Origin of the sequence: Burkholderia seminalis, from assembly GCF_001718535.1 — a bacterium.
GTDB classification, from domain to species: Bacteria; Pseudomonadota; Gammaproteobacteria; order Burkholderiales; family Burkholderiaceae; genus Burkholderia; species Burkholderia seminalis.
In genome coordinates this window covers 1,233,457-1,259,298 of sequence record NZ_CP013398.1, presented here as the reverse complement: position 1 = coordinate 1,259,298, position 25,842 = coordinate 1,233,457, and the positions used below count along the sequence as shown (strand labels likewise).

21 protein-coding genes are annotated in these 25,842 nt (G+C 67.1%); 5 read left to right on the top strand and 16 right to left on the bottom strand.

The genetic code is table 11. The features are described 5' to 3' along the window. Positions 1–7: 7 nt before the first annotated feature. From astA to hpnI, 12 genes are all read right to left on the bottom strand, one after another. Complete coding sequence (astA, locus tag WJ12_RS05810) at positions 8–1,054, bottom strand: arginine N-succinyltransferase (protein ID WP_034186551.1); 1,047 nt, start codon at positions 1,052–1,054, stop codon at positions 8–10. Beyond that, on the bottom strand, positions 1,051–2,103 hold the full coding sequence (gene aruF, locus WJ12_RS05805) for an arginine/ornithine succinyltransferase subunit alpha (RefSeq protein WP_034186550.1): 1,053 nt from the start codon (positions 2,101–2,103) through the stop codon (positions 1,051–1,053). The genes astA and aruF overlap by 4 nt, the downstream gene beginning before the upstream one ends. Before the next feature lie 31 nt (positions 2,104–2,134). Then, positions 2,135–3,367, bottom strand: coding sequence for an aspartate aminotransferase family protein (locus WJ12_RS05800; protein WP_034186549.1), 1,233 nt, complete (start codon positions 3,365–3,367; stop codon positions 2,135–2,137). A 1,006-nt stretch (positions 3,368–4,373) separates the two neighbouring features. Continuing rightward, complete coding sequence (locus tag WJ12_RS05795) at positions 4,374–5,414, bottom strand: GlxA family transcriptional regulator (protein WP_059560667.1); 1,041 nt, start codon at positions 5,412–5,414, stop codon at positions 4,374–4,376. A gap of 22 nt (positions 5,415–5,436) precedes the next feature. Then, the gene (locus WJ12_RS05790; protein ID WP_034186547.1) at positions 5,437–6,231 is read right to left on the bottom strand and encodes an ABC transporter ATP-binding protein; all 795 of its coding nucleotides are present in this window, start codon (positions 6,229–6,231) and stop codon (positions 5,437–5,439) included. A gap of 20 nt (positions 6,232–6,251) precedes the next feature. Continuing rightward, complete coding sequence (locus tag WJ12_RS05785; RefSeq protein ID WP_059560670.1) at positions 6,252–6,965, bottom strand: ABC transporter permease; 714 nt, start codon at positions 6,963–6,965, stop codon at positions 6,252–6,254. Further along, positions 6,962–7,651: an ABC transporter permease gene (locus WJ12_RS05780; RefSeq protein ID WP_006488734.1), complete on the bottom strand. Its 690-nt coding sequence runs from the start codon at positions 7,649–7,651 to the stop codon at positions 6,962–6,964. Before WJ12_RS05780 ends, WJ12_RS05785 begins: the two co-directional genes overlap by 4 nt. 269 nt (positions 7,652–7,920) lie before the next feature. Then, entirely contained in the window at positions 7,921–8,478 is a 558-nt protein-coding gene (locus tag WJ12_RS05775) for a lipoprotein (protein ID WP_034186545.1), read from the bottom strand. Positions 8,479–8,565: 87 nt separating this feature from the next. Then, positions 8,566–9,612: a lysylphosphatidylglycerol synthase domain-containing protein gene (locus WJ12_RS05770; RefSeq protein WP_059560673.1), complete on the bottom strand. Its 1,047-nt coding sequence runs from the start codon at positions 9,610–9,612 to the stop codon at positions 8,566–8,568. Continuing rightward, positions 9,609–10,493 carry a hopanoid biosynthesis-associated protein HpnK gene (gene hpnK / locus WJ12_RS05765; protein WP_059560675.1) on the bottom strand — a complete coding sequence of 295 codons (885 nt, stop codon included), beginning with the start codon at positions 10,491–10,493 and terminating at the stop codon, positions 9,609–9,611. Before hpnK ends, WJ12_RS05770 begins: the two co-directional genes overlap by 4 nt. 3 nt (positions 10,494–10,496) lie before the next feature. Continuing rightward, positions 10,497–11,939, bottom strand: coding sequence for a hopanoid biosynthesis associated radical SAM protein HpnJ (gene hpnJ, locus WJ12_RS05760; protein WP_376698784.1), 1,443 nt, complete (start codon positions 11,937–11,939; stop codon positions 10,497–10,499). A gap of 134 nt (positions 11,940–12,073) precedes the next feature. Beyond that, the gene (gene hpnI / locus WJ12_RS05755) at positions 12,074–13,249 is read right to left on the bottom strand and encodes a bacteriohopanetetrol glucosamine biosynthesis glycosyltransferase HpnI (RefSeq protein ID WP_034186541.1); all 1,176 of its coding nucleotides are present in this window, start codon (positions 13,247–13,249) and stop codon (positions 12,074–12,076) included. A 638-nt stretch (positions 13,250–13,887) separates the two neighbouring features. On the opposite strand from hpnI, the gene WJ12_RS05750 reads away from it, so the two are divergent. Next, positions 13,888–14,886, top strand: a complete 999-nt coding sequence (locus tag WJ12_RS05750) for an LLM class flavin-dependent oxidoreductase (RefSeq protein ID WP_034186540.1) — start codon at positions 13,888–13,890, stop codon at positions 14,884–14,886. A gap of 19 nt (positions 14,887–14,905) precedes the next feature. Here the strand turns inward: WJ12_RS05750 and WJ12_RS05745 are convergent, their stop codons facing one another. Then, positions 14,906–15,964: an alpha/beta fold hydrolase gene (locus tag WJ12_RS05745; RefSeq protein ID WP_059560678.1), complete on the bottom strand. Its 1,059-nt coding sequence runs from the start codon at positions 15,962–15,964 to the stop codon at positions 14,906–14,908. A gap of 172 nt (positions 15,965–16,136) precedes the next feature. Here WJ12_RS05745 and pdxY point away from each other — a divergent pair, with 172 nt between their 5' ends. The 3 genes from pdxY to WJ12_RS05730 all read left to right on the top strand — a co-directional run bounded on the left by pdxY (position 16,137) and on the right by WJ12_RS05730 (position 20,952). After that, positions 16,137–16,997, top strand: coding sequence for a pyridoxal kinase PdxY (gene pdxY, locus WJ12_RS05740; protein WP_034186753.1), 861 nt, complete (start codon positions 16,137–16,139; stop codon positions 16,995–16,997). Between the two features lie 273 nt (positions 16,998–17,270). Beyond that, positions 17,271–19,415 (top strand): phosphocholine-specific phospholipase C, encoded by a 2,145-nt coding sequence (locus tag WJ12_RS05735; RefSeq protein WP_059560680.1) that lies wholly within the window; start codon positions 17,271–17,273, stop codon positions 19,413–19,415. Positions 19,416–19,803: 388 nt separating this feature from the next. Beyond that, the gene (locus WJ12_RS05730) at positions 19,804–20,952 is read left to right on the top strand and encodes a branched-chain amino acid ABC transporter substrate-binding protein (RefSeq protein WP_034186537.1); all 1,149 of its coding nucleotides are present in this window, start codon (positions 19,804–19,806) and stop codon (positions 20,950–20,952) included. A gap of 137 nt (positions 20,953–21,089) precedes the next feature. Here the strand turns inward: WJ12_RS05730 and WJ12_RS05725 are convergent, their stop codons facing one another. Continuing rightward, positions 21,090–21,839, bottom strand: a complete 750-nt coding sequence (locus WJ12_RS05725; RefSeq protein ID WP_059560683.1) for a FadR/GntR family transcriptional regulator — start codon at positions 21,837–21,839, stop codon at positions 21,090–21,092. Positions 21,840–22,200: 361 nt separating this feature from the next. On the opposite strand from WJ12_RS05725, the gene gudD reads away from it, so the two are divergent. Continuing rightward, positions 22,201–23,553 (top strand): glucarate dehydratase, encoded by a 1,353-nt coding sequence (gudD, locus tag WJ12_RS05720; RefSeq protein WP_059560686.1) that lies wholly within the window; start codon positions 22,201–22,203, stop codon positions 23,551–23,553. 56 nt (positions 23,554–23,609) lie between these two features. On the opposite strand, the gene WJ12_RS05715 is transcribed toward gudD, so the two are convergent. Both WJ12_RS05715 and WJ12_RS05710 read right to left on the bottom strand, forming a co-directional pair. After that, complete coding sequence (locus WJ12_RS05715) at positions 23,610–24,419, bottom strand: hypothetical protein (RefSeq protein ID WP_034186534.1); 810 nt, start codon at positions 24,417–24,419, stop codon at positions 23,610–23,612. 236 nt (positions 24,420–24,655) lie between these two features. Further along, positions 24,656–25,720, bottom strand: coding sequence for a glycosyltransferase family 4 protein (locus WJ12_RS05710; RefSeq protein WP_034186533.1), 1,065 nt, complete (start codon positions 25,718–25,720; stop codon positions 24,656–24,658). Positions 25,721–25,842 lie beyond the last annotated feature (122 nt).

Below are 25,842 nucleotides of genomic sequence, written 5' to 3'. Positions count from 1 at the left end.
GATTCGTTTATCCCTGTTTGACTTTGAGCGGCAGCACGCGGACCGGATCGCCGGCCTTCACGTCGAGCGCGGCGGCATCGTCGGCCGACAGCACGAACGAGCCGTTCGCCACGACGCCCGGCGCGACGCCGACGCGGAAATCGCCGAGCGACGTATTCGACACCAGCGACCTCGGCGGATGGCCGCCCTGCGCGTCCTCGCCCGTATCGGGCACGCCGATCGCGACCGGCACGACGACGCTCTCGCGCACCGTGCGCAGGTCGTTGATGTGGCATTCGAGCACGGGGCCCGCGTCGAAGATGTCGACGTGATTCTGGTAACGCAGCCCTTCCGCTTCGAGCATCTTGCGGGCCGGCAGCGTGTCGCGGTGCGTGAGGCCGACCGCGTCCTGCGCGTCCTGCGGCAGCAGGTCGACGTACACCGGGTAGCGCGGCATCAGTTCCGCGAGGAACGACTTGCGGCCGTGCGAGCTGAGGTAATCGGCTGCGTTGAAATCGATCTGGTAGAAGTGCGAACCGACTGCGCGCCAGAACGGCGACGTGCCGTCCTCGTCGAAGTGGCCGCGCAGTTCCGCGCAGAGGCGTTCCGGGAAGCGCTCGCGGAACTGCGCGATGAACATGAAGCGCGAGCGCGACAGCAGGCCGCCGACGCCGCCGGTGCGATAGCGCGGGCTCAGGAACAGCGAGCACACTTCCGCGTAGCCCGTCAGGTCGTGCGAGATGTTCAGCGCGGACATCCGCGTCCACACGCCGAGCTCCTGGCTCGCGTGCACGACGGTGCTCACGCGATAGTTGTAGAACGGCTGCTCGAGGCCGACCTGCGTTTCGATCCCGCACACGCCCGCGATGTCGCCCGTCTTCGATTCTTCCATCACGAAGAAGTAACCGGCCTCGCCCGGCGCGGCCTGCCCGTCCAGCGTGCGGCGCGCGCGCGCGATACGCGCGGCGAGCGCGTCGCGGTCGGGCTTGAACGTGGTCAGGCCCGGCCCGGTTTCCTTCGCGAGCGACACGAGCGCGTCGACGTCGCCCGTTTGTACGACCCGAACGACGATCATGCTGCGTCTCCCTTCAAATCTTCATCGTCGCGGCGGTGCAGCGGCACGCAGCGCACGACATCGCCATCCTTCACATCGAGCGCCGCACGCACGTCGCCGGCCAGCGGTGCCTCGGCCGTGTCGCCCGGCAGGTCGGCCAGCACGCAGCGGAACGATTCGCCGCTGCCCGTCGACACCAGGTACGCGACATCGCCCTGCTGGTGCGCGGCCTCGCGCACGACGCGCTCCGAGCCGTGCTTCACGCACGCGGTGCGGTCGACCTGCGCGGTCAGCACCGGGCCCGCGTCGAAGATGTCGACGAAGCGGTCGGGCTCGAAGCCTTCCTCGAGATGGATGTCGTATGCGAGCAAGGCCGTTTCGTTCGGCTCGCCGAGCACGCGCTGCGCGGCTTCCGGCAGCAGCGGCACGTAGAGCGGATAGGCCGGCATCACTTCCGCGATGAACGTGCGGCTGCGGCCGCCCGACGCGATGTCGACGTCGGTGAAATCGCGGCCGAAGAACTTGCGCCCCACCGCTTCCCAGAACGGCGATGCGCCGTTGCCGTCGCTCACGCCGAGCAGCAGCGTGAACACTTCCGGCGTGAAGCGCCGGCGGTTCGCGGCGATGTACATCATCCGCGCGCGCGAGATCAGGTGCGCGGCCGCATCGCCGCGCAGCGACGGATCGACGTAGAAGCCCGCGAGCCGGCTCTTGCCGGTCAGCTCGTGCGACATCGTGAGCGCGTGGATCTTGCGGTTCACGTGCAGCTCGCGCGACGCGTGGATCAGTGCGTCGTTGCGGAACGCGTAGAACGGTTCCGAGTAGCCGGCCGCGGCCACGATGCTCGCCGTGCCGAGCAGCTTGCCGGTCGACGATTCCTCGAGCACGAAGAGGTAGAACTCCTCGCCGGCGAAATCGACGTCCGCGCGAAACGAATCCTCGGAGAGCGCCACGCGCGCTTCGAGCGCCGCGCGGTCGTGCGGCAGCGAGTGCAGGACCGGCTGCGCGGTGCGCGCCATGTGCGCCAGCGCATCGAGATCCGTGAGTTTGCCGGGGCGAACAAATAGCATCGTCGTTCCTGTCTGCGATGGGGGGCGCCGATCAGCGCGCGGTGGCTTCCTGTGCGGCGAGCACCTGTTCGACCGCCTTCTCGAAGCGCTTCACGCCTTCGTCGAGCAGGTCGAACGGGATCACCAGCGACGGGACGAAGCGCAGCACGTTCGGGCCGGCGATCAGCATGATCAGGCCGTTCTCGGCGGCGGCGGTGACGAAGTCCTTCGCGCGGCCGTCGAACGCGGCGGTGAGTTCGGCGCCGACCAGCAGGCCCTTGCCGCGCACGTCCTTGAAGATGCCGAAGCGTGCGTTGATGCGTTCGAGCGCGCCCTTCAGGCGCACGCTGCGTTCGCGCACGCCTTCGAGCAGTGCCGGATCGCCGATCAGCTCGACGACCTTGTCGGCGATCGCCGAGGCGAGCGGGTTGCCGCCGTACGTCGTGCCGTGCACGCCGACCTTGAAGTGCGCGGCCAGTTCGTTCGTCGTCAGCATCGCGCCGATCGGGAAGCCGTTGCCGAGCGCCTTCGCGGTCGTCAGGATGTCCGGCGTGACGCCCGTGTCCATGTACGCGTAGAACTGGCCCGTGCGGCCGACGCCCGTTTGCACTTCGTCGAAAATCAGCAGCGCGCCGTGCGCATCGCACGCTTCGCGCAGCGCCTTCAGGAAGGCCGGATCGGCCGGGATCACGCCGCCTTCGCCTTGCACGGGCTCGACGATCACGGCGCAGGTTTGCGGGCCGATCGCGGCCTTCGCGGCTTCGATGTCGTTGTACGGCAGGTGCGTGATGCCGGCCGGCACGGGGCCGAAGCCTTCCGAGTACTTCGGCTGGCCGCCGACGCTGACCGTGAAGAACGTGCGGCCGTGGAACGACTGCACGAACGAGATGATTTCCGCTTTATCGGCGCCGTGGCGGTCGAACGCGACGCGGCGTGCGAGCTTCAATGCGGCTTCATTTGCTTCCGCGCCCGAGTTCGCGAAGAACGCGCGGTCGGCGAAGGTCAGCGATTCGAGACGCTTCGCGAGGCGCAGCACCGGCTCGTTTGTGTAGCCGTTGCCGATGTGCCAGAGCTTGCGGCTTTGTTCGTCCAGGACCTTCAGCAGTTCCGGGTGGCCGTGGCCCAGCGACGTGACCGCGATGCCGCACGCGAAATCGATGTATTCACGGCCTGCCGTGTCCCACACGCGGGAGCCCTCTGCGCGATCCGGCACGAACGGGGCGGGGGAAAATACCGGCACCATCACTTCGTCGAATGTCTGGCGGGTCACGGTCGAGGTCGTCATGGTCGTTCCTTTCGGTTTCGTAAGAGGGTTCAACAGGATCAAGTTTAGGTAAGGGTGACGCAAGCGTCTTGCGGATTTGCGACGGGTTCTATCGGAAGCGGATAGTGTGCTTTTATTTTGCCTTCTGGGGGTGGGGGGTGGTTTTTTTGGGGGTTTTGGGCGGTTCGCTCGCGTTTTGACGTGAATTGCCTGTGATCGTAACGGTCTATTAGCGTCGCCCCTGCGCGGGGCGGCGGTTACTTTTCTTTGTCTTGCCAAAGAAAAGTAACCAAAAGAAAGGCGCTTGAGAACGCAAGACTTCCCGGTGCCATGGTCAGCAAAGTGGCCCTCGCCTAAGTGTCCGCGCCAGCAAGGAACCCGGAGTGGTTCGAGCAATGGTTCTGACATCACTCATCCCCCAGCGGAGCGGTATACCGCCCGCCAGCTCCGCCCTCGCTTCGCTCGGCCGACAGGTACACCCCTCCAGCATCGCCATCGATCAGCAATCGCCCTCACTCGTCTGGGCAAGACGTCATTTTCGGTGAACACCTGATTCGCTGCCCCGGCCAGGAAAAATGGGGTACAGCAATACGCCGCGAGCAATGATCGATTTGCAGGCGGCGTAATTGCACGATCGATGTGAATCGTCGGAGATGCCTGGCAGGCAACGGCTCCTGGATAAGCAAACGTGCGCACCGCACGACCAGAAGCACCTTGCAGCCGAGCGAAGCGAGGATGGAGCTGGCGGGCGGTATACCGCTCCGCTGGGGGATGAGTGATGTCAGAACCATTGCTCGAACCACTCCGGGTTCCTTGCTGGCGCGGACACTTAGGCGAGGGCCACTTTGCTGACCATGGCACCGGGAAGTCTTGCGTTCTCACAGCGCCTTTCTTTTGGTTACTTTTCTTTGGCAAGACAAAGAAAAGTAACCGCCGCCCCGCGCAGGGGCGACGCTAATAGACCATTACGATCACAGGCAATTCACGTCAAAACGCGAGCGAACCGCCCCCAAAAAAACCAAAAAAATCAATCCTTCCCCCACTCCACGAGCGCCCCCGCCCGCGGCTCACTCCCCCCACCTGTCTGCTTCTCGAGCCACGCGCGCCGATCCTCCCGAGGCGTGACCCCGAACCTTTCGCGATACGCATTAGAAAAGTGCGCAGCAGAAGAAAACCCACAGGCGAGACTAACCTGCACGACCGACTTGCTGGTCCGCTGCAACTGCGTCCTGGCCTTGAGCAATCGGAGATTGAGGTAATACTTGGAGGGCATCGCCCCGAGATACTGTCGAAAGAGCCGCTCCAACTGTCGGCGCGACACGCCGACCAGCTCGGCGATCTCGTCGGTCGTCAGCGGATCCTCGACATTGGCCTCCATCAGCAGCAACGCGTCATTCAACCGAGGATGCCGCTCACCGGGCGCGGTGACGAAGGGAATCCGCTGCCGCTCCTCGCCGCTGCGCAAGGTCCCGGCGCCGAGCGCATCGGCAATCCGCTCGCCCAGCTCGGGCCCGTGTTCCCGGCCAATCATGGCCAGCATGAAATCGACGGTCGCCTGCCCGCCGGCACAGGTCGCCCGATCGCGATCGATCTCGAAAATCTGCTGCGTGACGATCGACCGCTCGAACTGCTCGGCGAACTGCTGATACGTCTCCCAGTTCACGCTCACGCGATACCCGGAAAGCTGCCCGGCCATCGCGAGCCACCACACGCCGTGGTGAATGCCGGTCACGACCGGCGTCCGCTGCCCGACCCGCGCGAGACTCGCGAGAAACAGCCGGTAATCGGCAAACTGCTGAAACCGCTCGGTCACGACGATCAGCCAGTCGCATGCGATCGCATCGTTGAACGCCGCATCGGCATGCCACTGCGCCCCGCCCGCGAGCGGCACGGGCCGCCCGTCCCACGAACACACCTGCCAGCGGTACAGCAGCCGCCCGTCGATCTCGTTCGCCAGATTCAACGCATCGACGATCGGACCCACGCCCGACATCGACACGGGCGGCAATGCAACGATCACCACCTGCGTCGTGCGGGTGGCGCCTGCGGGACGAGACACCGGTACCACGGCTGAAACCTGCCCCGTCGCGTTACTTGAGGCTGCCCGACAGGAACTGCTTGAGCCGCTCGCTCTGCGGGCGCACCAGCACCTCCTTCGGATCGCCCTCTTCCTCGGTCCGCCCCTGATGCAGAAACATCACATGATTCGACACGTTGCGCGCGAAACCCATCTCGTGCGTGACGACGATCATCGTGCGGCCTTCCTCGGCCAGCTTCTGCATCACCTTCAGCACTTCGCCCACCAGCTCCGGGTCGAGCGCCGACGTCGGCTCGTCGAACAGCATCACGTCCGGATGCATCGCGAGCGCACGCGCGATCGCGACGCGCTGCTGCTGGCCGCCGGACAGATGCGACGGATACTGCTTCTCGACGCGCGGCGGCAGGCCGACCTTCTCCAGGTACTCGCGCGCACGATCCTCGGCTTCCTTCTTGGAAATGCCGAGCACGTGCACGGGTGCCTCCATCACGTTCTCGAGCACGTTCATGTGCGCCCACAGGTTGAAGTGCTGGAACACCATCGCGAGCTTCGTGCGGATACGCTGCAGCTGCTTGTGATCGGCAACTTCGAGCGCGCCGGCGCGGTCGGCCTTCGTGCGGACGGCCTCGCCGTCGACGACGATCTGCCCCGCATTCGGCCGCTCGAGGAAGTTGATGCAGCGCAGGAACGTGCTCTTGCCCGAGCCGCTCGCGCCGATGATGCTGATGACGTCACCGGCCTTCGCGTTCAGCGACACGCCCTTGAGCACTTCGTTGTCGCCATAGCGCTTGTGGATGTCGAGCGCCGCAAGCTTGGTGGCACCGTGCGTTTGAGTGATCTCGGCCAACTGGCTCTCCTCGAAGTGAATCAATGACGGGCGGCCGCGAGATACGCGAGCCAGTGGCGCTCCGCCCGGCGAAACGCCGCGACGAGTGCGAACGATACCGCAAGATAGATCAGCGCGGCGATTCCGAACGACTGGAACGCCATGTAGGTCGCGGAATTCGCGTCACGCGCGACCTTCAGGATGTCCGGCACGGTCGCCGTGAACGCCACGGTCGTCGCGTGCAGCATCAGGATCACCTCGTTGCTGTACAGCGGCAGCGCACGGCGCAGCGCCGACGGCAGGATCACGCGGCGATACATCGTGAACGGCGACATCCCGTACGCGCGCGCCGCCTCGACCTCGCCGTGCGGAATCGCACGGATCGCGCCGGCGAAAATCTCGGTCGTGTACGCGCAGGTATTCAGCGCGAACGCGAGAATCGCGCAATTGAAGCCGCTGCGGAAGAACGCATCGAGCAGCGAGTGCGACCGCACGAACTCGAGGCTGTACATGCCCGTGTACATCAGCAGCAGCTGCACGTAGAGCGGCGTGCCGCGAAACACGTACGTGTAGAACCGCACGGGCATCGACACCCACTTCTTCTTCGACACGCGCGCGACCGCGAGCGGCACCGCGCACACGAAGCCGAGCGAGATCGACGCAACGAGCAGCCACAACGTCACCGCGAGGCCGGAGAAGCGCTGGCCGTCCCAGAAAAGGAACGCCTTGCCGAATTCCTGGAGGATCTCGATCATAGTTCTGCGTGCCGCACGCCCATGGAATATCGCTTCTCGAGCTGGATCAGCACGAGATTGGAAACGGTCGTGATCGCGAGATAGATCAGCGCCGCGACGAGGATGAAGAAGAACATGTTGAACGTGCTCTTGCCGGCGTCCTGCGCGGCCTTCACGACGTCCGCGAGGCCGATGATCGACACCAGCGCGGTTGCCTTCACGAGCACCTGCCAGTTGTTGCCGATGCCCGGCAGCGCGAAGCGCATCATCTGCGGAAACATGATCCGCGCGAACACGCGCGCGCCGCTCATCCCGTAAGCCGCGCCGGCCTCGAGCTGGCCGCGCGGCACCGACAGGAACGCACCGCGGAAGGTCTCGGTGAAATACGCGCCGTAGATGAAGCCGAGCGTCAGCACGCCGGCCACGAACGGGTCGATGTCGATCTGGTTCCAGCCGACGAGGTCGGTGAACTGGTTCAGCCAGATCTGGATGCTGTAGAACAACAGCAGCATCAGCACAAGATCGGGCACCGAGCGGATCAGCGTCGTATAACCGGTCGCGATCGCTCGCAGCACCCGGTTGTGCGACAGCTTCGCCACCGCGCCGATCAGCCCCAGCGCCACCGCAGTGGCAAGCGACAGCACCGACAGCTCGATGGTCTGCACGGTGCCGGCCCAGAGAACAGGACCAAAGCCGTAAAGGAACACGCGCGTCTCCAGAGTTGGAATGGATGCCGACGCGTCGCCTGTCCCGCGCCGGGCTGACGCGGATAGTCGCAAGCGAAATTGATTGTCTCAAATCACCTGGCGCGCGATTGCTGCATCGCAGCAACCCGCCCCATCATTTGCGACCGATGTCTACTTCGCTGTTTCAAAAGGAAAAAAGCCGCTTCCTGACAGTCGGATGACACGCAGGGAAGCGGACTTTTTGCAATTTTCCGGTCGCTTTTTCGATATAGCGCCGCAGACGACCGCGCTTACCGTCCCTTCAGGATGTCGGAGCGCGAAGTCGTATAGACCAGCCCGTCCGGGCCGAAATGGACGTTGAAGAACGCGTCGGTGTTGACGCCGTCCTCGAGCCAGCGCCAGCTCCAGACCGTCTCGGGCTTCAGCGGATACTGCGCGATGTCGCCGGGCTTGCCGAGCAGGCGCCGTACCTCGTCCTCGTTCATCCCCGGGCGCACCTTCGCGAAATTCTCGGCGGTCAGCACCTGCGTCGCGCCCGCGTAGCGCCCGTTCGCATCGAGATCGACGAACCAGGTCTGGTTGCCCATCGGGCCGCGCGGATATTCGTAGCGCTTCGAGCCGTCGGTGAACTCGCGCACGATCTCGGGCTTGCCCATCGTGCCGCGCACGTCGGCCTCGGTCGATTCGCCGACCTTCAGCCCCTTGAGCAGCAGCGGCGCGGGCTTGATCGCGTTGAAGAAGTCCCTGATACGTTGCACGTCGAGGTCGCCTTGCTTGTCGTCGCAGCCGGTCAGCGCCAGCGCGGCGGCCAGCATCGTCACGGGAAGCAGCCGGAATCGGAAAATCATCGGAAGAAATGCGCGTCGAGAAAACACGCGGCAAGGATACCCGTGCAACGCCAAAAGCGCGAGACGGGCGCGCGGCCCGTCTCCTGTTCAATGCGTCGTTTCGGTTTCCGTCTCGGCGTCGGTCACGCGGCCCGCCTGCGCCGCGCGCGGCGCGGCCGGCGGCGCACCGATGCGGCGGCGCGTACGCACGAGCTCGGCAAGCTGCCACGAGCCGAGCGCCAGGCAGCCGAACAGCACCTCGCGGCCGCGCTTGACCACCGCGAGCGACAGCGCCGTCTCGCGGTCGACGCCGAACATCTGCGCGAGCAGCACGACGGTCGCCTCTTGCACGCCGAGCCCGCCCGGCACCATGAACGCCGCATGCCGCACGGCCTGCGTCATCGCCTCGATCGCGATCGCGCCGCCGATCGACACTGGATGGCCGAGCAGCGCGAGCGCCCAGTAGATCTCGAGCGCGCCAAGCACGTAGCCGGCCAGTTGCCAGAAGAATGCGCTGAACAGCAGGCCCGTGCGCGACATCAGCGCGTCGATGTCGGCGTCGAGCCGGCGCCCGTCGACGCCCTGCAGCAGCCGGTGCGAATCGCCGAGCAGGCGCCCCGCGAAACGCTCGATCGCGTGGAAGACGCCGCCGCGCCGCATCAGCACGACGCCGAGCACCGGCAACGGCAGCGTCAGCAGCAGCGCGAGACCGATCGTGCCGCCGCCCATGTTGTCGGTCGTCGCGAGCAGCAGCACGAGGCCGAGCGCCGCGAAGGCATACTGGACGACGATCGTCACGAGCACTTCGACGATCACCGATGCGGTGACACGGCTCGCATCGGGCACCTGCCAGCGCGCGAGCCGGATGCCGACGATCTCGCCGCCGATCCCGACCACCGGCAGCAGCCGGTTCACGGCCTCGCGCACGGTCGCGATCCACCACAGGAACGGCAGCGAACTGCGCCGGTCGAGCAGCAGGTGCCACGCGTACGCATCGAGCAGCAGCGGCAGCCCATGGAACGGCACGAGCCACAGCAGCGCATAGCCGGCGCGCGCGAGCATCTGCGACACGTCGCCGACGCCTTCGTGCAGCCCCAGCGCGAGCAGGATGCTGATGCCGATCGGCCAGCCGAGCCACTTGATCCACTTGCTCATGACGGCTGCGCTCCCGGTGCGCGCGCCGCCTGCGCGCCGCGACGTGCCGCGGGCTGGCCGAAGACGTCGGCAAAGCCGCCGGTCGCGACGCCCGCCGCCTTCAGCGCGGCCGCCACGCGCGGCGACAGCAGCGCGTCGAGTTCGTCGACCGGACGGTAGCCGGCCATCGTCGGCGTGATCGGGCCGTCGCCGGCCTCGGCCGGATGGCAGTAGATCTCGCCGACGCCCGGCGGCAGCGTCGCGAGCGCGTCGAGCAGCACGGCCTCGTCCATCGCGCCCGTCTGCGCGATCCCGACCACGTAGTCGTTGTGCGCGAGCCCGGCGCGGTCGAGCCGCGCGCGCACGAGCGCGATCCACGGCTTGAGCAGCGCGGGCGCGCTCGTCTCGTACGGCAACCGCACCGCGCGCAACCCGTAGTCGCGGCCGATCTCGATGATCATCGACAGCACGGTCGGATGCAGGTGGAAATGCTTGTGCGCGTTCACGTGATCGAGCGGCAGGCCGCTCGCCGCGAACGCGTCGAACTGCGCACGGATCTCGCGGCGCAGTTGCGCGCGAACGTGCGGCAGGAAGAAAAAGCGACAGCCGTCCTTCGCCATCGCGTCGCCGAACCGCCCGTTGGGCCCGACGAGCGCGGGAATGTCATGCGCGGGCAGCGTGGCCGGCCCGTCCGCGAGCACCAGGTGGAGGCCGACCGCGAGCGACGGCAGCCGCCGCGCGCGTTCGATCGCGTCCCGCGCCGCGGGCGCACCGACCATCAGGCTCGCGGCATTCAGCACGCCGTCGCGATGCGCGCGCTCGACCGCCGCGTTGACGCGCGGGTGCAGCCCGAAATCGTCCGCGGTGAAGATCAGCGCCCGCGCCGCCCGCTGCGTCGCCACGGATTACGCCTCGTGCGCGCGCAGGAAGCGGAAGAACTCGACGCCTTCGCGCAGGCGGCGCTTCATCATGTCCCAGCTCGTCAGCATCTCGCGCACGATCTCCCAGATCTTCGACGGGCGGAAATAGAACTCGCGATAGAACTGCTCGAGGTGGTGATAGATCTCGTCGCGCGACAGGTGCGCGTAGCCGATCGCCGCGAGCTGCACGCCTTCCTTGCTCACCAGGTTGATCGTCTTGTTCTCTTCCATCCAGCCGTTTTCGACGGCCTGCTTGTAGAGCGTCGTGCCCGGATACGGCGCGGCGAGCGAGACCTGGATCGTGTGCGGATTGATTTCCTTCGCGTACTCGATCGTCTTCTTGATGGTTTCCTGCGTCTCGCCCGGCAGGCCGAGGATGAAGGTGCCGTGGATCTTGATGCCGAGCTTCTTGCAGTCCGCGCTGAAGCGGCGCGCGAAATCGGTGCGCACGCCCTTCTTGATGTTCACGAGGATCTGGTCGTCGCCGGATTCGAAGCCGACCAGCAGCAGGCGCAGGCCGTTTTCCTTCATGACCTTCAGCGTCTTGTACGGCACGTTGGCCTTCGCGTTGCACGACCACGTGATGCCGAGCTTGCCCAGGCCGATGGCGATGGCTTCGGCGCGCGGCAGGTCGTCGGTGAAGGTGTCGTCGTCGAACATCAGTTCCTTCACTTCCGGCATGTTGTCGCGGATCCACTTCGCTTCCGCGAGCACGTTCTCGACCGAGCGCGTGCGGTAGCGATGGCCGCTGACCGTCTGCGGCCACAGGCAGAACGTGCAGCGCGACTTGCAGCCGCGGCCCGTGTAGATCGACACGTACGGATAGTTCAGGTAGCCGATGAAGTAGTTGTCGATCTTCAGGTCGCGCTTGTAGACGGGCGCGACGAACGGCAGCTCGTCCATGTTCTCGAGGATCGGACGCGCTTCGTTGTGCTCGATCGAGCCGTCCTTCGCGCGCCAGCTCAGGCCCTTGATCTCGGGGAACGGCTTGCCTTCGGCGAGCTCCTTGCACGTGTAGTCGAATTCCTCGCGGCACACGAAGTCGATTGCGTCGCTCGCCGTGAGCGAGTTGTGCGGATCGACCATCACCTTCGCGCCCACCATGCCGACCAGCATCGACGGCTTCATCTTCTTGAGATCCTGCGCGAACATCGCGTCGGTCGGGAACGACGGCGTGCTCGTGTGAATGATCACGAGGTCGTAGTCGTTGGCGATCTTCAGCGTTTCCTCGACCGACAGGCCGTCGGCCGGCGCATCGACGACACGGCTGCCCGGCACGAGCGCGGCCGGCTGCGCGAGCCAGGTCGGATACCAGAAGGAACGGATTTCGCGCTTCGCCTGATAGCGCGAGCCGGCTCCGCCGTCGAAGCCGTCATACGAAGGGGCCTGCAAGAACAGCGTTTTCATGAATGCTCCGGTAGCCTGCATAGTTCGTTTCGTTGCAACGATTCAGTCAAAAAACCGCGGGCCGCCGTGCCGGCGCCCGCCTCTCTGTCATGTCGCGCCGCGCGGCGTCGCCGTGCAGCGCGTCTCGGCCCTCGGGCCGGGTTCGATCGACGGTCCTAATGGCCGTCCACTGCTTCCACCGCCGCCGTCGCGCGTTCGCCGCCGACGACCGTCATCCTTGCGCCGCGCCACACGACGTGCGTGCCGAACACGGCCGCGAGCCATTCGAGCGCGAGCAGCGTGTCGCGCACCGCGACAAGCGGCAGGTCGCGCCAGAACGCGCGCCAGCCCTCTTCGCCGCGCGCGTGCAGCACGAGCCGCCCGAATGCGCCGACCACGGCTGCGCCGCCCGCCAGCGTGCCGGCGAAGGTGCCGTCGAGGCGCAGCGCGAGCGCCGCGCCGATCGCGAGCCACGGCACCGTAAACGTAATGAACAGGAACGCGAAGCCGGCCGGGTTCAGCGAACGGATCGTGCGCAGCCAGCGCGTTTCGCGGTGCCACAACGGCCCGAACGACGGCTCGATCACGTCGGTCGCGACCTCGACCTCCGACAGTACTGTGCGCCGCCCGAGGCGCCTCGGCAATTCCGCCAGCCAGAAATCGTCGGCCAGCTCGTCCTTCAGCGCGAACAAGCCGCCGATCCGGTCGAGCGTGTCGCGCGTCAGCGCGAGCGTCGCGCCGAAGCCGAAGCGGCTCGAGCGGCCGAGGTGCGTGATCCGCACCGACGGCGCGAACCACGCGTCGACGAACTGTGCGCCGATCCGCGTCCAGAAGCCGCCGACGCTGCGCGCATGATACAGACACGTGACGACCCCGACCGACACGTCGGCGAGCGGCGCCGTCACGCGCTCCAGATAGTCGGGCTGTACCGCGATGTCGCTGTCGGCGATCACGATGCGGTCGTATTTCGCGCGCGCGGCGAGATTGATCAGGTTGCTGACCTTCAGGTTCTTGCCGTGCACGCGCGCGTCGACCACCAGCGTGATGTCGCACTCGGGATAGTCGGCGCGCAGCCGCTCGACGACGGCAATCGCCGGATCGGCCGGCGACGCGACCCCGAACAGCACCTCATGACGCGGGTGGCGCTGCTCGCAGAACGTCGCGAGGTTTTCGTACAGGTGCGGCTCCGCGCCGCACAGCGGCTTGAGCACGCTGACCGGCTCGAAACCGTCGCGCGCGGCGGTGCGCGGCGTGCGCGGCCGCGGCGCGAAGGCCGCGACGAGCGCATAGCCGGCCGCGGCCAGCGTGAAGGCGATCAGGAGCCAGTCGAGCAGTGTTGCGGTTGGCGTCATGCGCAACGCCTCCCGGCAGCCTGAACGCCATGGAGAACGCTTGAGCGCGATTGAGCGTGATGCGGTATTCCGGCGACGACGAACGCGGGCACGACCCGACTCCTTGTTCCAGCAGCGTCTGTAATGGGGGAGGCGCGCCCCGTTGTTCGGGTGCGGCCATGCCCGGTTTCGCGTGGCATCTCTCCGCGCAATGCCCGGAAGGGGATGCGGGAAGACTCGAATGGCTACCATCGGCACAACATGGGCAGGCGCCGGATTTTAGCAGTCCGCAGCCCCCCGCGCGTGGCACGACGAGAAACGGACTAGTGCAATTCCGGCAAAGCTGAGCGGACGACGAACCTTATCGGTACAGCCACGTTCACGTTAGCGTAAGCACTTTGCAGGCGTATTGCAGTCTTGAAAATCAGACGTTTCGTGCAAATTTGTACGTCGATGCGGATTCACCGCCAATCGCCGTAAAGATTGGTAATTAATCGGCGATTAGGTTGATTTCTGCAACGATCAAGAACGACGCCCCTGCACCCCTGTAAGGCGCATGGGTATCGGCGCGCCGCCAGCACGTTCCGGAACCCTTTGGCAAAATCCTTGGCATTTGTTGCATAAGCGCATCACCGCGCCCCTCATTCGAAGGCCACCCGATGACACCGTTTTCCGTACTCGATCTCGCCCCCATTCCGGCCGGCACCGACGCCTCGCAGGCGTTCCGCAACACCGTCGATCTCGCGCAGCATGCGGAGCGCTGGGGCTACCAGCGCTACTGGCTGGCCGAGCATCACAACATGCCGGGCATCGCGAGCGCGGCCACCGCGGTCGTGATCGGCCACGTCGCGGGCGCCACGCGAACGATCCGGGTCGGCTCGGGCGGCATCATGCTGCCGAATCACGCGCCGCTCGTGATCGCCGAGCAGTTCGGCACGCTCGCCTCGCTGTATCCGGGGCGCATCGACCTCGGCCTCGGCCGCGCGCCCGGCACCGACCAGACCACGTCGCGCGCGCTGCGCCGCGACCTGATCGGCAGCGCCGACTCGTTTCCGGACGACGTCGCCGAGCTGCAGCGCTACTTCGCGGAGCCGGTGCCCGGCCAGCGCGTGCGCGCGGTGCCCGGCGCGGGGCTCGACGTGCCGGTATGGCTGCTCGGTTCGAGTCTGTTCAGTGCACAGCTCGCCGCGATGCTCGGGCTGCCGTTCGCATTCGCATCTCACTTCGCGCCGGACTACCTGATGCGTGCGCTCGAGATCTATCGCGCGCAGTACCGGCCGTCGGCCGCGTGGCCGAAGCCGCACGCGATGGTCGGCGTCAACGTGTTCGCGGCGGAGACCGACGACGAGGCACGGCGCCTGTTCACGTCGCTGCAGCAGCAGTTCATCAACCTGCGGCGCGGCACGCCGGGCAAGCTGCCGCCGCCCGTCGACGTGCTCGAGGCAAACGAGCTCGAGCTCGCGACCGTCGCGCATTCGCTGTCGTTCGCGGCGGTCGGCTCGCGCGACACGGTGCGCGACAAGCTGCGCGATCGTATCGCGCAAACCGGCGCCGACGAGCTGATCGTCACCGCGCAGATCTACGATCACGCCGCGCGGCTGCGCTCGTTCGAACTGACCGCGCAGATTCGCGACGAGCTCGCGAACGAGGCGCGCTGACGGCGCCCCTGCCCCCGCGTCACTGCGGGTGCACGGCCTCCAGCCCGTCGAGCAGCGCCTTGTGGAACGCGTCCGGATCCTGGATCTGCGGCGCGTGCCCGAGCGCCGGGAATTCGACGAGCTGCGCGCCGGGGATCGCGGCCTGCGTGCGCTTCGCGAGTTCCGGATAGCGGCCGAGCTTCGCATGCACGTCGGGCGGCGCGACGTCCTTGCCGATCGCGGTCGTGTCCTTGTCGCCGATCATCAGCAGCGTCGGCACGCGGATCGCGCCGAGTTCATAGACCACCGGCTGCGTGAGGATCATGTCGTAGATCAGCGCGGAATTCCACGCGACCGCATCGCGGCCGGCGCCGCGATACATGCCGGCCAGCATCTGCACCCAGCGCTCGTACGACGGCGACCACTTGCCCGCGTAGTACGTGCCCTGCTCGTAGCGGCGGATGCCGTCGGCCGTCGTCTTCTGCTCGCGCGCATACCAGTAGTCGACCGACAGCGGCGGCACGCCGAGCGCCTTCCAGTCCTCGAGGCCGATCGGGTTCACGAGCACGAGCTGGTCGGTCGCCTTCGGATACATCAGCGCATAGCGGATCGCGAGCATCCCGCCGGTCGAATGACCGACGATCGTCGCCAACTTCACGCCCACCGATTCGAGCAGCGCATGCGTGTTGCGCGCGAGTTGCTGGAACGTATACTGATAGCGCTCGGGCTTCGACGACTTGCAGAAGCCGATCTGGTCCGGCGCGATCACGCGGTAGCCGGCACGGCTCAACACGCCGATCGTGTCCTCCCAGGTGGCCGCGCAGAAGTTCTTCCCGTGCAGCAGCACGACGGTGCGACCGTTCGGGTGGGCGGGCTGGACATCGAGAAACGCCATCTCGAGGGTTTCGCGCTGCGACACGAACGTATACAGGTGCACGGGCGCCGGATACGTGAACCCTTCCAGGCGCGGGCCGTACACGGGCCCGTCGTTGCCCGCGGATGGTGCGGCAACGGCCGCCGCAGGCATGGCGCACACGACGGCGGCCGCGCCGAGCACGGCGGCGCGCGCAACAGACAACATCTTGCAAATCGAAAGCATGGCGATCACGGAGATTGGAGACGCGCGCGGGCAGCCGGGCCGCCGCGCGCCCCGCGATTCTACGCGCTCGCGTGACGACGGCGCGCAACACTCCGGGGCCACGCGACTTCCGCGCGTGCGACGAACTCGGGTATCGTGTGACGTGACCCTGAAACGCGTGCAGGCGATTCCCATGAAAAACGTCCTCAGCATTCAGTCGCACGTCATCTACGGACATGCCGGCAACAGTGCGGCCGTGTTCCCGATGCAGCGCCTCGGCGTCAACGTCTGGCCGCTCAACACCGTCCAGTTGTCGAATCACATGCAGTACGGCCATTGGGCCGGCAGCGCGATCGATGCCGCGAAGATGGAACAGCTCGTCGACGGCATCGCCGCGATCGGCGCGCTCAAGCGCTGCGACGCCGTGCTGTCCGGCTTCCTCGGGTCGCCGCCGCAGGCACGCGCGGCCGTCGAGATCGTGCGCTCGGTGAAGGCGATGAATCCGGACGCGTGGTACTTCTGCGATCCCGCGATGGGCCAGACGGGCGGCATCCGGCCCGAGCCCGGCGTCGAGGAGTTCATCGTGCAGGAGGTGCCGGCGCTCGCGGACGGCATGTCGCCGAATCACACCGAACTGCAGAAGCTCGCCGGGCGGCGCATCGAAACCGTCGCCGAAGCCGTCGACGCGTGCCGCGCGCTGATCCGCCGCGGCCCGCGGATCATCCTCGTCAAGCACCTGCACGACCGTAACAGTCCGGCCGACCGTTTCAACATGCTCGCCGTCACCGAAACCGAAGCGTGGATCGGCCAGCGCCCGCTGTACGCGTTTCCGCGCCATCCGGTCGGCGTCGGCGACCTGACCAGCGCGATCTTCGTCGCGCGCCGGCTGCGTGGCGACTCCGTGCGCGCCGCGTTCGAGCACACGCTCGCGGCCGTGCATGCGGTCGTGAAGGCGACCTACGATGCGCGCCGCTACGAACTCGAACTCGTCGCCGCGCAGGACGAGATCGCCCGCCCGAGCGAATGGTTCGGCGCGTGGGTGACCGACGCCTGACGCATCGCCCTCCGCTCCGCTTCACCGGCGAGCCGCCTGCGCCGCTTGCCCGCTTCCCCTGCCGCGCCACGACCGCGGGCGCCCCGCGTCCCGATGCTGCTTCGCCGTCGTTTCACCGCACCTGCAAACGTTTCCGGACTTCACATGAATGACACCGATTTCTCGCTATGCTCGCGGCGGCACGAACCCGCGCAGCCGCATCCTGCGCCCCGGAGCGCGCCCTTCCAGCAGGTCCCGCCAATCGGCTTCCCCCTTTAACGCACGATAACGACCATGACCCGATCGAACCGTCGTGACTTCCTGCGCGTCGCCGCCGGCACTGCCGGCGCCGCCGCGCTGAACCTGTTTCCGCCCGTGATCCGCGATGCGCTCGCGATTCCCGCGAACCGCCGCACCGGCACGATCCGCGACATCGAACACATCGTGATCCTGATGCAGGAGAACCGTTCGTTCGACCATTACTTCGGCACGATGCGCGGTGTCCGCGGTTTTGGCGACCCGCGCCCGCTACGTCTCGCGAACGGCAAGTCGGTGTTCCACCAGCCGGTCGGTCCGGCCGAACTGCTGCCGTTCCATCCGGGCGCCGACAAGCTCGGCCTGCAGTTCCTGCAGGACCTGCCGCACGGCTGGCAGGACATGCACGCCGCATGGAACAAGGGCCGCTACGACCAGTGGGTGCCGAACAAGGGCACCACGACGATGGCGTACCTGAAGCGCGACGACATCCCGTTCCACTACCAGCTCGCCGATGCGTTCACGATCTGCGATGCCTACCACTGCGCGATTCCGAGCTCGACCGACCCGAACCGCTACTACATGTGGACGGGCTACGTCGGCAACGACGGCACGGGCGGCGGCCCGGTGCTCGGCAACGAGGAAAAGGGCTACGGCTGGACGACCTATCCGGAAGTGCTCGAACAGGCCGGCGTGTCGTGGAAGATCTACCAGGACGTCGGCACGGGCCTCGACGCGAACGGCTCGTGGGGTTGGACGCAGAACCCGTACATCGGCAACTACGGCGACAACGCGCTGCTCTACTTCAACCAGTACCGCACCGCGCTGCCCGGCACGCCGCTGTACGACAAGGCGCGCACCGGCACCAACATCAGCGCGGGCGGCACGCTGTTCGACGTGCTGCAGCAGGACGTGAAGAACGGCACGCTGCCGCAGGTGTCGTGGATCTGCGCGCCGGAAGCGTATTCCGAGCACCCGAACTGGCCCGCGAACTACGGCGCGTGGTACATCGAGCAGGTGCTGAAGGCGCTCGTGTCGAATCCCGACGTGTGGAGCAAGACCGCGCTGTTCATCACGTACGACGAAAACGACGGCTTCTTCGACCACGTGCCGCCGCCGTTCGCGCCGCAGTCGCGCGACAACGGGCTGTCGACGGTCGCGACGACCAACGAGGCATTCGCCGGCGACGCGTCGCACATGGCCGGCCCTTACGGGCTCGGGCCGCGCGTGCCGATGCTCGTCGTGTCGCCGTGGACCAAGGGCGGCTGGGTCTGCTCGCAGACCTTCGATCACACGTCGCTGCTGCAATTCATCGAGGCACGGTTCGGCGCGCAATATCCGGTCACGGCCGCCAACGTGTCGCCGTGGCGCCGTACGGTATGCGGCGACCTGACCGCCGCGTTCGACTTCGCGACATCCGATGCCGGCTGGCCGACGCTGCCCGACACGAGCGGCTACGCGCCGCCCGACCGCAACCGCCATCCCGACTACATCCCGGTGCCGCCGGTGCTGCAGAAGCTGCCGAAGCAGGAGGCCGGGCTGCGTCCGGCGCGCGCGCTGCCGTACGAGCTGTTCGTGCACGGCCGCGTCGAATCCGTCAACGGCCAGTTCCGGCTGACCTTCGCGAACACCGGCCGCGCGGGCGCCGCGTTCCAGGTCCAGTCGCGCAACCGCCTGGACGGCCCGTGGGCGTACACGGTCGAAGCCGGCAAACGCGTCGCCGACACGTGGAGCGCGGCGGCATCGCTCGGCCTGTACGACCTCGACGTGTACGGCCCGAACGGCTTCTACTGCCATTTCCGCGGCCCGTTCGCGACCGGCGTGGGCAGCGCGAACGTGAACCCCGAGGTGATCTACGGCTATGACGTCGCGAACGGCAACATCACGCTGCGCCTGATGAACCGCGGCCACAAGGCCGTGCGGCTCAAGGTCACGAACGCCTATGGTCATGGCCGCCCGCGCACGTTCGACCTCGCGCCCGGCGCGCACGTCGACGACTACTGGGATCTGCGCGGCAGCCACGGCTGGTACGACCTGACCGTCAGCGACGGCCGGCTGCTCGGCTTCCTGCGCCGCTTCGCGGGCCACGTCGAAACGGGCCGCCCGAGCACCAGCGATCCGCTGATCCGCACGCACGCGTCGCACGACGACACCGAGGCCGCATCGGACGCGCTGTCCGACTGACGGCATCGCTTGCGCGGCACGGCCCCCGGCGGGCCGTGCCGCGCCCTTGTCTCGCGCCCTTGTCTCGCCCCCTCCTCCTGCCCTCCTCTTCGCCCCTTCCGTCCGCAACGGGAAACTCCCGATACCGGCCGGTCCTGCCCGCGCGGAAGCTATGCGCAAATCCGCATCGAATGCGCAGCAAATTGCCAAGACCCGCGCATATCGGCGACCTATATATCGAGACAATCGGGGCTCTTCACCGAGCCTGACGGGGGCGTGTTCCGAAGATCGCGATGCCGACCTCCCCGCCCGATTCCGAGAAGCGGTCGAACCGCCCGCCCGTCGCACGCGCCCGGCTCGCCCGGACGCGCGCGGTACCCACTCGCTGGTGTCGAACAAGAGGAACAACATGAAATTCCGTCATTCCCTGCTGTCGGTGTCGATTGCATCCGCGCTGGCCCTCCTCTCGCAACAGGCCGCCCAGGCTGCCGACGCAACCGACGTGAAGGTCGGCTTCGCCGCACCGCTCACGGGTGTGAACGCCGGCTACGGCAAGGATCTGCAGAACGGCGTGCAGCTCGCGCTCGACGATGCCGCCGCGCAGAAGGTTCAGATCGCCGGCAAGCCGGCTCACTTCAATCTCGTCGTGCAGGACGACCAGGCCGACCCGCGCATCGGCGTGCAGGCCGCGCAGGCGCTCGTCGACCAGAACGTGTCGGTCGTGGTCGGTCACTTCAACTCGGGGACGACGATTCCGGCATCGGTCGTCTACGACAAGGCCGGCATCCCGGTGATCGACCCGGCCGCGACCAACCCGACACTCACGTCGCGCGGACTCGCGAACATGTTCATGGTGATCGCGACCGACGGCCAGAACGCCGGCAACGCGGGCAAGTACGCGGTCGACGTGACAAAGGCGAAGCGCATCGCGATCATCGACGACCGCACCGCGTTCGGCCAGGGCGAGGCCGACGAGTTCGAGAAGGCCGTGAAGGCCGCCGGCGGGAACATCATCGGCCGCGAGTTCACCAGCAACCAGGCCGTCGACTTCCGCGCGCAGATCACGAGCCTGAAAGGCAAGAACCCCGACCTGATCTTCTTCGGCGGCCTCGATTCGCTCGCCGCGAACTTCATCAAGCAGATGCGCCAGCTCGGGCTGAACGCGCAGTTCGTCGGCGGCGGCGGCGTGAAGGACAACGAGTTCATCAAGATCGCCGGTCCGGCCGCCGAAGGGGCGATGGCGTGGGAATACGGCCAGCCGCTCGACGAGCTGCCGCAGGGGAAGGATTTCGAACAGCGCTTCAAGAAGCGCTTCGGCGTCGACGTGCTGTCGTATGCGCAGTTCGGCTATGACGCGGCGTGGGCCGCGATCAAGGCGATGCAGGCGGCCGGCTCGACCGACCCGAAGGTCTATCGCCCGGCGCTGAAGAAGATCGACTTCGAAGGCGTCACCGGCCGCATCTCGTTCGCGAACGACGGTTCGCTGAAGAGCGGGATGTCGACGCTCTACCAGGTGAAGAGCGGCGCGTGGAAGACGATCGTGACGAAGGGAGGCTGATCGGTCATGCAGGCGGCCTGGCGGCGAACCCGCCGCCAGGCCGGGCGGATCGATGCCGTCGCATCGATCTTGTATGACGACTGATGTTGAAGCGATTCGACCGGGCCCACGCCAACGCGGGCCCCGTGACGCGACGGTCAGCCGGCTTCGGCCTCGGCCGCCTCGTGCGCGCGGCGCAGCCGCTCGCGGCTGTTCGTGAGGTGCGTGCGCATCGCGGCGCGCGCGGCTTCGGGGTCGTGGCGCGCGATCGCCTCGTAGATGTCCTCGTGCTCGTGGTTCAGCCGGCCGACGTAGCGCTCGAGGTCGTCGCCGGCGAAGCGCGCCGAATTCACGCGTGTGCGCGGGATGATCGAGGTGCCGAGCTGCGTCATGATGTCGACGAAATAGCGGTTGCCGGTCGATTGCGCGATCTGCAGGTGAAACTGGAAGTCGAGCTGCGCGGTATCGCGGCCGCCGCCCGCGCCCGTCGCGATTGCGTCGAGCGCGCGCCGCAGCGCGGCGAGGTCGGCATCGTTCGCGCGTTGCGCGGCCAGGCTCGCGCACTCGCTCTCGAGGCTGATGCGCAGTTCCAGCACCGCGAGCACGTCGCGCAGTGTCGTGATCGTCGCGGGATCGATGCCGAGCGTCTGGCGGCGCGACGGCTCCAGCACGAAGCTGCCGATGCCGTGGCGCGTCTCGATCAGGCCGCTCGCCTGCATCCGCGAGATCGCCTCGCGCACGACCGTGCGGCTCACGCCCTGCGCCGCCATGACTTCGGTTTCGGTCGGCAGCTTGTCGCCGGGACGCAGCGTGCCGTTTTCGATCTGCGCGGTCAGCGCGTCGACGACATCTTGTGCGAGGCTGCGTGCGCGACGGCGCGGCGCTGCGGGAAGCGTGGGCACGGACATGAGGCCGGTTCCTTTTTGAATGATCGTAATGTGAGCCGAGGGTTTACGCGGGGTTTGAGCGAAAGCCGATGATTCATTATACTGCGTCACAAGTCATCCGACGACTGATGATCGGTGCACGGATCTCCTGTCGACTCAGGGCCGGCACTTCAGCGCCGCCTGGTCTCGTGCCTGACGATCGGCCAGCATTCGCGTTCCGCGCTCCGCTGGTCTCGTTGTCGCTCCCACCCCCGTTCCGGGTTGCTGTCGACATGCGGGCCTTGCGCGCCGCGCACGTCGGTTGTCGAATGATCGCACCTCCCGCCGCGCGCGGCAAAGCTTTTGCCGCACGGCATTGCCTACTCTTCTGCCATCGCCGCCCATGAACGCCGTCACTGCCTCGCCTTCCCACGACACGCCGCGCATCGTCGACCTGCAAGCGATTCCGGTCGCCGGCCACGACAGCATGCTGCTCAACCTGAGCGGCGCGCATGGTCCGTTCTTCACCCGCAACCTCGTGATCCTGAAGGACAGCGCGGGCCGAACCGGCGTCGGCGAGGTGCCGGGCGGCGAAAGCATCCGCCGCACGCTCGACGATGCGCGCGCGCTCGTCGTCGGCCAGCCGGTCGGCAACTACCACGCGGTGCTCAACGACGTGCGGCGCACCTTCGCCGATCGCGATGCAAGCGGCCGCGGGCTGCAGACCTTCGACCTGCGCACGACGATCCACGCGGTCACCGCGCTCGAGGCCGCGCTGCTCGACCTGCTCGGCCAGCATCTCGGCGTGCCGGTCGCCGCGCTGCTCGGCGAAGGCCAGCAGCGCGACCGTGTCGAAATGCTCGGCTACCTGTTCTACATCGGCGACCGCACGAAAACCGCGCTCGCCTATCGCGACGGCAGCGGCGCGACCGACGACTGGACGCGCGTGCGCGACGAAGCCGCGCTGACGCCCGAGGCCGTCGTGCGGCTCGCCGAGGCCGCGCATGCGCGCTACGGCTTCAACGACTTCAAGCTGAAGGGCGGCGTGTTCGAAGGCGCGAGCGAGATCGAGGCCGTGACGGCGCTCGCCGAACGCTTCCCCGACGCGCGCGTGACGCTCGACCCGAACGGCGCCTGGTCGCTCGACGAAGCCGTGCGGCTGTGCCGCGATCGGCATCACGTGCTCGCGTATGCGGAAGATCCGTGCGGCGCGGAGAACGGTTACTCGGGCCGCGAGGTGATGGCCGAATTCCGCCGCGCGACGGGGCTGCCGACGGCGACCAACATGATCGCGACCGACTGGCGGCAGATGGGCCACGCGGTGCAGCTGCAGGCCGTCGACATCCCGCTCGCCGACCCGCACTTCTGGACGATGCAGGGTTCGGTGCGCGTCGCGCAGATGTGCCGCGACTGGGGTCTCACGTGGGGCTCGCATTCGAACAACCACTTCGACGTGTCGCTCGCGATGTTCACGCACGTCGCGGCCGCCGCGCCGGGCCAGGTCACCGCGATCGACACGCACTGGATCTGGCAGGACGGCGAGCGGCTGACGCGCGAGCCGCTGAAGATCGAGAACGGGCTGGTGGAGGTGCCGAAGCGGCCGGGCCTGGGCATCGACATCGACATGGATGCGGTCGCGCTCGCGCACGAGCTGTACAAGCAGCACGGCCTCGGCGCTCGCGACGATGCGGCGGCCATGCAGTACCTGATTCCGGGGTGGACGTTCAACAACAAGCGCCCCTGCCTCGTGCGCTGAACGCGGAACGAACCGGGCGCCCGGATCGCCCGGTTGCCCGTGCCGTCCCCGCCCTGTCAGACGATCTGCTTGAGCGCCGCGTCGAGCGCGAGCACCGCGACGCGGTCGCCTTCGGTCGCGAGCGGCGCGCGCATCACGATCTGCCTGTTGTGGCCGACGGCCGCCGGCGAATCCCACAGCAGTTCGACCTTGGGCCGATTGAACAGGCTGCCGCGACGCGGCGGCACGACTGCCGGCTGCCCGTCCGCCGCGCCCTGCTCGCCCGGCGCGGCAGCCTTGCGGCCCGGCCAGCGCACCGACAGCTCGCGCGCGTCGTACTGGCCGACCTTGCGGCTTTCCATCCAGACGATCGCGGTACGCGTCAGCACGTCGAGTGAAATCGCATACCGGCCGACCGCGAAGCGGCGGGCGGCCACGTTGGTGCGCCACAGCGGCCGCGGGCGGCAGATCCAGACGATGGCCGCGTAAAGCGCCGGCGCGGCGACGAGCCAGCCGTTGGTCGCCGTCACCGCATGCAGCGCACGGCGCCAGCCGGCCGCCCACGTGAACGCGCCGATCGACCAGACGGCAAACAGGAAACCGATCAGCGCGAAGACGCGCAGCGCCTGACGCAGCCACTGCGGCAGCGGATGGAACGGCCGCTCGGCGCGCGCGACGGCGCCCGGCAGCGCAAGCAGCAGGAAGATCAGCACGAGGTAGACGAACGCCCACGGCGACGACACCATCGCGGACAGCGACGAGCGATAGCCCATCTGGGACATCGAGAACAGCCAGCGCGCGAGCAGCACGAGACCGATCGCGCGCAACGCGAAGATCACACCGGCGCCGGGGGCCGGCGCTGCGCGCGTGGTTTTCGTTCTCGCCAAGACTGCTCTCCTCTTGATATTCGTACAGGGCCGGATTTCACGGCACGGCCATTATAGGGACATTACCGTCTGGACAGACGGCCGGATGGCGTGCCGGGGCGCTTCGGGGGGCGTTCGCGGCGCCGGGCGCGGCGAGAATACAACACATCCGCGCCGCGGATGTGACAACGCCCCGCCGGAAACCCGGACGGGGCGTCGATGACGGCCGCGCGCCGCAGCGCGGCGGCGGCCCGCGATCAGCTTGCGTTGACTTCGCGGAGCACCGTGCGGCGCTTCTGGCGCAGCAGTTCCTCGTAGCCCTTCACGTAATTCTGCGCCATCACCTTCGACGAGAAACGTGCTTCGAACGCGGCGCGAACCTTCTCGCGCGGCAGCGTATCGAGGCGCTTGAGCGCCGCGACGGCCGACAGTTCGTCTTCGACGACGAAGCCCGACACGCCGTTGTCGATCACTTCCGGCACCGAGCCGCGCTTGAACGCGATCACCGGCGTGCCGCATGCCATCGCCTCGATCATCACCAGGCCGAAAGGCTCCGGCCAGTCGATCGGGAACAGCAGCGCATGTGCATTGCCGAGGAATTCGGTCTTCTCGGCTTCGCTGATTTCGCCGATGTACTCGACGTGCGGCAGCGCGAACAGCGGCTTGATCTTCTCTTCGTAGTACGCGCGATCGGCCTTGTCGAGCTTCGCGGCGATCTTGATCGGCAGGCCGGCCTGCTCGGCGATGCGGATTGCCGTGTCGACGCGCTTCTCCGGCGAGATGCGGCCCAGGAACGCGAGGTAGCTCGGCTTCACGTTCGGGATCGGCGTCAGCAGGTTTTCCGGCAGGCCGTGGTAGACGGTCGACAGCCAGTTCGCCTGCGGCAGCGGGATGCGCTGGTTGTCGGAGATCGACACGACCGGCACGTCGCTGAATGCATTGAAGATCGGCTGCAGTTCCGGCAGGTCGAGACGGCCGTGCATCGTCGTCAGATGCGGGACCGGCTGGCGCGAGAACAGCGAGAACGGGTAGTAGTCGATGTGGCAGTGCAGGACGTCGAACTCTTCCGCACGGCGGCGCACCTGCTCGAGGAGCAGCATGTGCGGGGCCATCACGTCGCGGATCGTCGGGTCGAGGCGCAGCGCCTGCGGCCAGCACGCTTCGAGCTTCGCGGAGGTTTGCGAATCGCCGCTCGCGAAGAGCGTGACGTCATGCCCCATCTCGACGAGTGCTTCGGTGAGGTAGGACACCACTCGCTCGGTACCACCGTACAGTTTCGGGGGTACCGCTTCATGCAACGGAGCGATTTGGGCGATTCGCATGCGTAACTCCTAAAAAATCGGCTAAAAACCAGGTATGGGTCGGCAACCTGCCGGCGGTCCGGGCTGGATGCTTTTCATCCGAACCATCGGACGAATCAGCCTGCCGGGGGCGTCGAACCCGC

Bases quoted from the DNA above. Each gene is read 5' to 3' on its own strand.
- hpnI (WP_034186541.1), bottom strand. From the start codon at position 13,249: ATGACGCCAACCGCAACACTGCTCGACTGGCTCCTGATCGCCTTCACG.
- aruF (WP_034186550.1), bottom strand. From the start codon at position 2,103: ATGCTATTTGTTCGCCCCGGCAAACTCACGGATCTCGATGCGCTGGCG.
- pdxY (WP_034186753.1), top strand. From the start codon at position 16,137: ATGAAAAACGTCCTCAGCATTCAGTCGCACGTCATCTACGGACATGCC.
- WJ12_RS05750 (WP_034186540.1), top strand. From the start codon at position 13,888: ATGACACCGTTTTCCGTACTCGATCTCGCCCCCATTCCGGCCGGCACC.
- hpnJ (WP_376698784.1), bottom strand. From the start codon at position 11,939: ATGCAGGCTACCGGAGCATTCATGAAAACGCTGTTCTTGCAGGCCCCT.
- WJ12_RS05725 (WP_059560683.1), bottom strand. From the start codon at position 21,839: ATGTCCGTGCCCACGCTTCCCGCAGCGCCGCGCCGTCGCGCACGCAGC.
- WJ12_RS05745 (WP_059560678.1), bottom strand. From the start codon at position 15,964: ATGCTTTCGATTTGCAAGATGTTGTCTGTTGCGCGCGCCGCCGTGCTC.
- WJ12_RS05775 (WP_034186545.1), bottom strand. From the start codon at position 8,478: ATGATTTTCCGATTCCGGCTGCTTCCCGTGACGATGCTGGCCGCCGCG.
- WJ12_RS05785 (WP_059560670.1), bottom strand. From the start codon at position 6,965: ATGATCGAGATCCTCCAGGAATTCGGCAAGGCGTTCCTTTTCTGGGAC.
- gudD (WP_059560686.1), top strand. From the start codon at position 22,201: ATGAACGCCGTCACTGCCTCGCCTTCCCACGACACGCCGCGCATCGTC.
- WJ12_RS05730 (WP_034186537.1), top strand. From the start codon at position 19,804: ATGAAATTCCGTCATTCCCTGCTGTCGGTGTCGATTGCATCCGCGCTG.
- astA (WP_034186551.1), bottom strand. From the start codon at position 1,054: ATGATCGTCGTTCGGGTCGTACAAACGGGCGACGTCGACGCGCTCGTG.
- WJ12_RS05770 (WP_059560673.1), bottom strand. From the start codon at position 9,612: ATGAGCAAGTGGATCAAGTGGCTCGGCTGGCCGATCGGCATCAGCATC.
- WJ12_RS05735 (WP_059560680.1), top strand. From the start codon at position 17,271: ATGACCCGATCGAACCGTCGTGACTTCCTGCGCGTCGCCGCCGGCACT.
- WJ12_RS05710 (WP_034186533.1), bottom strand. From the start codon at position 25,720: ATGCGAATCGCCCAAATCGCTCCGTTGCATGAAGCGGTACCCCCGAAA.
- WJ12_RS05800 (WP_034186549.1), bottom strand. From the start codon at position 3,367: ATGACGACCTCGACCGTGACCCGCCAGACATTCGACGAAGTGATGGTG.